Annotated in this window: 7 protein-coding genes and 1 riboswitch; of the genes, 5 read left to right on the forward strand and 2 right to left on the reverse strand. The window is 65.5% G+C overall.

Annotated features, from left to right (window positions below; all coding sequences use genetic code 11):
• The coding region (locus tag G3N97_RS33655; protein WP_205997206.1) for a hypothetical protein at positions 1 to 233 on the forward strand (233 nt) is incomplete at its 5' end.
• 76 nt (positions 234 to 309) lie between these two features.
• Positions 310 to 2,097: a tannase/feruloyl esterase family alpha/beta hydrolase gene (locus G3N97_RS33660; protein ID WP_205997207.1), complete on the forward strand. Its 1,788-nt coding sequence runs from the start codon at positions 310 to 312 to the stop codon at positions 2,095 to 2,097.
• Between the two features lie 93 nt (positions 2,098 to 2,190).
• On the opposite strand, the gene G3N97_RS33665 is transcribed toward G3N97_RS33660, so the two are convergent.
• Positions 2,191 to 3,195, reverse strand: a complete 1,005-nt coding sequence (locus tag G3N97_RS33665; RefSeq protein WP_241031001.1) for an AraC family transcriptional regulator — start codon at positions 3,193 to 3,195, stop codon at positions 2,191 to 2,193.
• Between the two features lie 82 nt (positions 3,196 to 3,277).
• Here G3N97_RS33665 and G3N97_RS33670 point away from each other — a divergent pair, with 82 nt between their 5' ends.
• Positions 3,278 to 4,117 carry an oxidoreductase gene (locus G3N97_RS33670; protein ID WP_205997208.1) on the forward strand — a complete coding sequence of 280 codons (840 nt, stop codon included), beginning with the start codon at positions 3,278 to 3,280 and terminating at the stop codon, positions 4,115 to 4,117.
• Between the two features lie 14 nt (positions 4,118 to 4,131).
• On the opposite strand, the gene zigA is transcribed toward G3N97_RS33670, so the two are convergent.
• Positions 4,132 to 5,370 (reverse strand): zinc metallochaperone GTPase ZigA, encoded by a 1,239-nt coding sequence (gene zigA / locus G3N97_RS33675; RefSeq protein WP_205997209.1) that lies wholly within the window; start codon positions 5,368 to 5,370, stop codon positions 4,132 to 4,134.
• Positions 5,371 to 5,484: 114 nt separating this feature from the next.
• A riboswitch (adenosylcobalamin (AdoCbl) riboswitch) is annotated at positions 5,485 to 5,632 on the forward strand.
• Positions 5,633 to 5,874: 242 nt separating this feature from the next.
• Here zigA and G3N97_RS33680 point away from each other — a divergent pair.
• Together G3N97_RS33680 and G3N97_RS33685 are read left to right on the forward strand one after the other, a co-directional pair.
• Positions 5,875 to 8,091, forward strand: coding sequence for a TonB-dependent receptor (locus G3N97_RS33680; RefSeq protein ID WP_205997210.1), 2,217 nt, complete (start codon positions 5,875 to 5,877; stop codon positions 8,089 to 8,091).
• Positions 8,092 to 8,115: 24 nt separating this feature from the next.
• On the forward strand, positions 8,116 to 8,482 hold a 367-nt coding region (locus G3N97_RS33685), incomplete at its 3' end, for an ABC transporter ATP-binding protein (RefSeq protein ID WP_205997211.1).

Here is an 8,482-nt window from a genome sequence, read left to right on the forward strand (position 1 = left end):
GACTAGCCGCCGCGCATCGTCGTGACCTTCGCTACAGACCGGCAGCGGCGCAAGTCTCTATGGTTTACCCACCCTTTTTTGCGGGCATCGCTTCTCGCTATCGTTCGCCCCATCAGCGAATCCCGCGCGCCGTCGCGCTTTACGAAGGCGCCATGCACGACGCAACGTCGTACGCCATCGCGCATCGCCACACGATCTCTCCAGACGATTTAAGCAGGATTGCTAATCGATAGAACGAACCCGACTGCGCCTCCAGAACGAACAGACAAACACCGGCTATTCAACGACGACAACACCAGGAGACGAAACATGAGAGCACGACACCGGCAGCGCCTGCTCCAACCTTTTCACCAGGCACGCACACGCGTCGCGTCCTGGCTCACGCTCATCGCGATCGGCTTCGGCGCGGCCGTGCTCGCCGCGTGCGGCAGCGGCGGCAACGTCGATACCGGCTCGACGGCCACGGCCAACGCGCCGTTGGCGGTCGTCGCGCCGATCACCGATTGCGCCAAGCTCACCGCAGTCGATATCACCGATATTGGCGGCTCGGGCAGCACCATCACCTCGGCTGCCGTGACGACCGCCACCATCAACGGCGCGCAGGTCAACTTCTGCACCGTGAAGGGCACGCTCGCGCCGTCGAACAGCTTCGAAGTCGCGTTGCCGGTCAGCAGCTGGACGCAGCGTTTCGCGCAACTGGGTTGCGGCGGGCTCTGCGGCACGCTCAGCGATCCCACGCAGCAAAGCTCGTTCAGCTTCAGCTATACCTGCCCGCTCGTGCAGGAAGGCGGCTTCGTGACGGCGGCGACCGACATGGGCCACTCGGGCAACAGCACGACGTGGACGCAGAACGCTCAGCAACGCGCCGACTTCGCTTATCGCGGCCAGCACATCACCACGCTCACCGCTGAAAAGCTGATCAAGGCCTACTACGGCCAGGCGCAGAAGTACGCGTACTTCATCGGCTGCTCGGACGGCGGACGCGAAGCGCTGATGGCCGCGCAACGTTATCCGACCGACTACAACGGCATCGTCGCGGGCGCACCGGCGGCGCACTTCCAGATCCAGAATTCGCTGTATCACGGCTGGAGCGTGGAGTCGCAAAGCACGACCGGCGACAGCACCGGCAACGCCATCCTGTATGCCGACAAGGCGCTCGTGCTGCACAAGGCCGTCGTGGCCGCGTGCGGCGGACAGGCAGGCGTGCCCGACGGCTTGATCGCCGATCCGCGCACCTGCAACTTCGACCCCGCATCGATTCAATGCGCGAGCGGCGCGACCAGCACCAGCAACTGCCTGACCGCCGCCGAAGTGAGCACCGCGAGCAAGATCTACGGCGGTCCCGTCGACGCCACCACGGGCGAGCGCATGCTGTCCGGTTCGCCACAACCTGGCTCGGAAGAAAACTGGGTGGGCGTCGAAGTGCCGACCACGAATTCGACGGACGCGCCCGTGCCCGTGACGAGCCTCTTCAGCTACATGATCGTGTCGGGTGCGTACAACCTGATCTTCACCGGCTCGCCGACGATGCCGACCGTCGACACCTTCGGCTACAAGGACGCGAGTTTCTACACGAACTATCTGCAGGCGAATCACCCGCTGAACGACGCGACGAATCCGGATCTCTCGGCCTTCAACAAGGCGGGCGGCAAGCTGATTCTGTGGCACGGCTGGGCCGATCAGCATATCTCGCCGCTGTTCACGATCCAGTATTACGAAGCGATGCAGAACACGATGGGCGCATCGACCGTGAACGATTTCGCGCGGCTGTATCTGGTGCCGGGCGTGGGTCATTGCGGCGGCGGCGAAGGCTTCCCGAACATCGACCTCGTTTCGCAGATCACGGCCTGGGCCGAGCACGGCACGGCGCCGAACGCGGTGATGACGTATCAGACCGATTCGTCGAACGCGGTCACAGCGAGCCGCCCGGTCTATCCGTATCCGGCTGTCGCGCAGTATGCGGGCAGCGGCGACTGGCACAACGGCGCGAACTGGACGCAAGGCGCGGCGCTCTACAACGAGCCGACGCATAGCTGGGCCGGTTCGAGCTTCTACACGTCGTACACGCCGACGATGCTCGGGGTCGCGGCGCCGTAATTCTCGCGCTAAATCTTCGTAAATCGATTCGCCGGACCGGTGCGGTTGTGCCGGTCCGGCGATTCGTCGTTCAAGCCGTTGCGTGCGTCGGCTTCAATGCGACGAGACGAACACCGCATCGTCGAATGCTTCGGGAATCGAGAAACTCTCGCGCATCCGCTTCGTTTCCGCGGCCGGCGACAAACCAAACAGACGCTTGAATTCGCGACTGAACTGCGACGCGCTCGTATAACCGACCGCATGACACGCGGCCTCCGCAGTCAGATCCTGACGCACCATCAGCAGACGCGCCTGATGCAGCCGCGTCGACTTCACGTACTGCATCGGCGAAACCTGCGTGACGGCCTTGAAGTGACTGTGGAAGCTCGGCACGCTCATGCCCGCCTCCTCGGCCAGTTGCGTCACGTCGAGGTCCTGCGCATAACCGGCGTGAATCAACCGCAGCGATTTGCCGATGCGCCCGAACTGCCCGCGCGTCGACAGCGCCTCGCGCATCGAGCTGCCTTGCGCGCCCGTGAGCACGCGGAAGTACAGCTCGCGCAGCAGACTCGGCCCCAGCACGGCGGCTTCGAGCGGACGATTCAGCGCTTCGAGAAACCGCAGCACGGAGGATTGCATCGCGTCGTCCATCGGCGTCGACATCATGCTTTGCGGCGGCTGCACCGGTTCGGCCGGACCCGCGCGGTCGATCTGCATCGCCAGCTCGGCGGCCAGCGTGAAGTCGAGGTGCAGATACAGCGCGAGCAGCGGGCGCGCCTCGCTCGCCTCGGTTTCCATATTGAACGGCACCGGCACGGACACGGCGAGGTAATGGCGCTCGTCGTAAAGATAAAGTTGATCGCCGAAATAGCCGCGTTTGCGGCCCTGGCAGACGATCACGATGCCCGGATCGTAGAGCACCGGCGTGCGCGCAAGCGGCCGGTTCGAGCGCAGGACGCGCACGCTCGGCAACGCGGTGAGGTTGTAGCCTTCGTCGGGCGCGAGGGCGCGCAGCAACGCGATCGTGCTTTCCTCGGTGCTTTCCTCCGTGCTTTCGGCCGCGCCGACCGGCTCGGTCTGGCGGGAAGGGGTGCGCTTGGCATTCATAGTTTCAGGCAAGAATATTCGTGAATTTGGCCTTAGCCGGTCTCGGTATCAAGACTAGTATGCATGCATCAGTCACAAACCGGGAGAAACGAAAATGGCATCCAGCAAAATTCTGTTCATCACGGGCGTTAGCAGCGGGTTCGGTCGCGCCCTGGCGGAAGAGGCGCTCGCGGCGGGTCACACCGTCGTCGGCACGGTGCGCAGCGCGCAGGCGCAGAGCGAGTTCGAGGCACTGCACGCACGGGCCGTGGCGCGCGTGCTCGACGTCACGCAGTTCGACGCGATCGACGCCGTCGTCGCAGAAATCGAATCGGGCGTCGGCCCGATCGACGTGCTCGTCAACAACGCCGGTTACGGCCACGAGGGCGTGATGGAAGAATCGTCGCTCGATGAAATGCGCAGGCAATTCGACGTCAACGTATTCGGCGCGGTCGCCATGATGAAGGCGGTGCTGCCCTTCATGCGCGCGCGTCGCCGCGGCCACATCCTGAACATCACGTCGATGGGCGGCCACATCACGATGCCGGGCATCACATACTACTGCGGCAGCAAGTTCGCGCTCGAAGGCATTTCCGAGTCGCTCGGCAAGGAAGTCGCGCCGCTCGGCATCGCGGTCACGGCGGTCGCGCCGGGTTCGTTCCGCACGGATTGGGCGGGCCGCTCGATGCAGCGCACGCCGCGCTCGATCGCCGATTACGACGCGATCTTCGATCCGATCCGCCGGGCGCGCGAGGAAAAGAGCGGCAAGCAACTCGGCGATCCGCGCAAGGCGGCGCGCGCGATGCTCGTCGCGATCGAGTCCGAGACGCCGCCCGCGCATCTGTTGCTGGGCACCGATGCGCTCGGCCTCGTGCGCGGCAAGCTCGCCGCGTTCGAGAAGGAGATCGCCGCGTGGGAAAGCGTGACGATCTCGACGGACGCATCGGACAGTTAAACGAAACGCGCGCGCTACGCGTGCAGCTCGTCGGCGTCGGCGGCGTCCGCTTCATCGGCGGCGTCGCCCCACGCCGGGAACGGATCGCGGTACGCGATCCACGCCTGCGGCCCTTCGGCCATTTCGGCGTCGGTGAGCAGACAGGCGTCGAGGCGCGCGCGCAAGCCCGCTTCGTCCATTTCCATGCCGATCAGCACGAGTTCCTGGCGCGCATCGCCCACTTTCTCGTCCCAGTTGCCTTCGATGAATTCGAGCGACTCTTCGTCGGTCGGCCAGCGATGCTTCGGCACCGCGGCCCACCACAACCCCGCCATGCCGTGGCGGCACACCGCGCCCGCCTGTGACCACGACGCCGCGTGCGTCGGCCGGCTCGCGAGCCAGAAGAAGCCCTTCGAGCGCACCACGCCCGGCCATTCCGAGTTGATCAACGCCCAGAAACGCTGCGGATGCAGCGGTCTGCGCGCGCGCCACACGAAGCTCGTGATGCCGTATTCCTCGGTTTCCGGCGTGTGCTCGCCGCGCAGTTCCGCGAGCCAGCCCGGCGCTTTCGACGCTTCCTCGAAATCGAACAGACGCGTATCGAGCACGCGATCGAGCGGCACGCGGCCGAACTGCGCGACCTCGATGCGCGCACGCGGATTGAGCCGCCGCAGGATCGCCGTCAGCCGCTCGAGCCCCGCGTCGTCGATCAGATCGACCTTGTTGAGCACGATCGCATCGCAGAACTCGACCTGCTCGATCAGCAGATCGACGACCGTGCGCGTGTCCTCGTCGCCGAGCGATTCGCCGCGCGTCTGCAGGCTGTCCTGCGAGCCGTAATCGCGCATGAAATTGAACGCATCGACCACCGTCACCATGGTGTCGAGGCGCGCGACGTCCGAAAGACTCTGGCCGCTTTCGTCCGCGAACGTGAAGGTTTCGGCCACCGGCAGCGGCTCCGAGATCCCCGTCGATTCGATCACGAGCTGATCGAAGCGCCCTTCGCGTGCGAGCCGGTTCACTTCGAGCAGCAGATCCTCGCGCAGCGTGCAGCAGATGCAGCCGTTGCTCATTTCCACGAGCTTTTCGTCGGTGCGCGAGAGTTCCGCGCCGCCGTTGCGCACGAGCGCGGCGTCGATGTTCACCTCGCTCATATCGTTGACGATGACCGCGACGCGCCGTCCTTCGCGGTTGTTCAGGATGTGGTTGAGCAGCGTGGTCTTGCCCGCGCCCAGAAAACCGGACAGCACGGTGACCGGCAAGCGTGAATCCATCGGATGACTCCTTCGACGAGTGTGGGGATCGGGGCGCTGGCCCGAATAAATGTTATGTTATAACATTCTCAATAGAACCGGCAACGAAGGAATCAGGCCACCGGGCGGGCCGCGTGCCTTACAATTCTGTCGCCATGTCCGGAAGCTGGTGCAAATCCAGCGCGGTCGCGCCACTGTGATCGGCCTTCGCGCCGAAAGTCAGACCTGGGCATCGGCGCACATCAATCGCATTTTCGGGGCGCGAAACCCCTGGAGAAATCAGCATGTCTGCACCGGACACCTCGCGGCGCGCGTTCGCTCGCCGCCCGTTCCTCGTCTCGAACGTTCATTCGCGCGTCGGCGTCGGCTTGACGTTGGTCCGCTAGGCGTTCGTCGCTGCGCCGCACTCCGTTTCGCTGCCCGCTTTTCGCTTTCGCGTCGATCGCCTCGACGCGGGCCTGCGTACGCGCTCGCACGCCGCGCGCCCCGCATGCCTCGCATAACAACAACGCACACCGTATAAGAATGGACGTATCCACACCGCTTTCGAGCGCCCGGCGCTTCGCCGTGCACGGCGCCTTCGCCTGCTCCTGCCTCGCTCACGCCGCTCACGTTTTCGCAGAAGGCGACAGCGCTTCGGCCGTCGATGCCGCGTCGTCAACCGAGTCGTCAACCGCTTCGTCATCGACCTTGCCCGCCGTGCGCGTGAACGCCGCGTCGTCGCAAGCTGCGTCGTCCGGCAAGCCGGACCTCACCACGCCGCTCAGCACCGGCAGCCGCCTCGGCCTCTCCAGCCTCGACACGCCCGCGAGCGTCGACGCCATCGGCAGCGCGCAACTGAGCGCGCGCGGCGACAACAACGTGACCCAGGCCGTCACGCGCGCCGCCGGTTTCGCCACCGACGCCGCGCCCGGCAACGGCGGCACCTCGGTCTCCGTGCGCGGCTTCAGCGGCCCCGAATCGGTGACCACGCTTTACGACGGCCTGCGCATGTACGCGGGCGCGGGCACCGTGTCGTTCCCGTTCGACACGTGGTCGGCGGAACGCATCGAAGTGCTGCGCGGCCCGGCCACCGTGCTCTACGGCGAAGGCGGCATCGGCGGCGTCATCAACGTCGTGCCGAAAGCGCCGCAACGCGACTACGCGACGACGATCCAGCTCGGCGCGGGCACCTATGGCGAGAAACGCGTGGCGCTCGACACGACCGGCGCGCTCGGCCCGATGCTTTCCTACCGCTTCTATCTCGCCGACGACCGCAACAACGGCTGGCTGCCGCGCGGCGAATCGCACACGACCGCGCTCGGCGGCGCGCTGCGTCTGGACGTGAATCCGCGTCTCTCGTTCACGCTCGATTACGACTACGGCCGGCAAATGCCCGCGCGTTATTTCGGCGTGCCGGTGACGGACGGTCAGCTCGATCCCGCGCTCGAACGCCAGAATTACAACGTCGGCAATGCGTCGATCGCGTACTTCGACCAGTGGACGCGCCTGAACACGCAATGGCGCGCCGCGCCCGGCATCACCGTGCGCAACCAGCTCTACTATCTGGTCACGAACCGCCACTGGCGCGACAGCGAAAGCTACACACTGATGGGCGACGGCAACGTGCAGCGCAGCGATTACCTCGAAATCCTTCATCACGAACGGCAGGTCGGCGATACGCTCGACGCGACCTTCGACGGCCATCTGCTCGGCCGCCAGGACCGCCTCGTCGTCGGCGCGGATTTCAATCAGATTTCGTTTCTCGACACCAGCAATTCGCCCTATGACGGTTCGTCGATCGTGCCGCAATACGGCTTCGATCCGGGCGTGTTTGCGAGCCCCGATCCGACCGTGCCGCAATATCGCACCAGCACGCGCCAGGCGTCCGTGTACGCCGAAAACCGCCTTGAGCTGACCGATCGCCTCGCGTGGGTCGCGGGCCTGCGCTACGACCATATCGACTATCACCGCGATACCTTCGCGACGGTCAGCGGTCCCGCGTCGTCGTTCGATCGCACCTTCGCACACACGGGCTGGCGCACCGGCCTCGTGTTCTCGCTCACGCCGGATCTCTCGGTCTACGCGCAATACACCACGGGCGCCGAGGGCGTGGGCTCGCTCGTCACGCTCTCGAAGTCGAGCAGCAACTTCTCGCTCGCCAACGGCGAACAATGGGAAGCGGGCGTCAAGCAGCAGTTGTGGGGCGGACGCGCGTCGTGGACGCTCGCGTTCTATCAGATCGTCAAGCGCGATCTGCTGAGCACCGATCCGTCGAATCCCGATCTCACGCAGCAGGTCGGCAAGCAGTCGTCGCGCGGCGTGGAATGGACGGGCGCGCTGCAACTGGGCGGCGGCTGGTCGATCGACGCGAACGCCTCGTTCCTGCGCGCGCGTTACGACGACTTCAACGAAAGCGTGAACGGCCAGAGCGTGTCGCGCGCGGGCAACGTGCCGTACAACATTCCCGAGCAGACCGCGAACGTGTGGCTCGACTGGGCCTTCATGCCGGGCTGGCGCGCAGGCGCGGGCGTGCATTACGTGGGCCGCCGTTACGGCGATACGGCGAACACCGTGTCGATTCCGAGCTACACGCTGATCGACGCCTCGGCGTCGTGGCGCGCCACGCGCAACCTCACGCTCGCGCTCTATCTGCGCAATCTCACGAACCGCACCTACGCGGTGACGACGCAGAACGACGGCGGCGAATGGCTGCTGGGCGCACCGCGCTCGGGCTGGGTCACGGTCACGTTGAGTTTCTGATTCATTTCATCAGGATGCCGAATCATGACGTCTCTGCAGATCGACGGACTCGACTGGTCGCCACACGATGAACGCGGCGCGCGTGCGCTGCTGCACGCCATCGACGTCGACGTGAAGCCAGGCGAATTCGTCGGTCTGATCGGGCCGAACGGCAGCGGCAAGACCAGCCTGCTGCGTTGCGCGTTTCGTTACGCGAAGCCGCAACGCGGCGCGATCACGCTCGACGGCGACGAAGTCTGGGTGCAGAGCGCGCGCTGGAGCGCGCAGCGCATCGCAGTGCTGCTGCAGGACGCACCCGACGATTTCGGCCTGAGCGTCGCGGAAGTCGTCGCGATGGGACGCACGCCGCATCAACGCGCGCTCGCGGGCGAAACGGCCGAGGACCGCGAAC

This window comes from Paraburkholderia sp. Ac-20347, assembly GCF_017104805.1.
GTDB lineage: Bacteria > Pseudomonadota > Gammaproteobacteria > Burkholderiales > Burkholderiaceae > Paraburkholderia > Paraburkholderia tropica.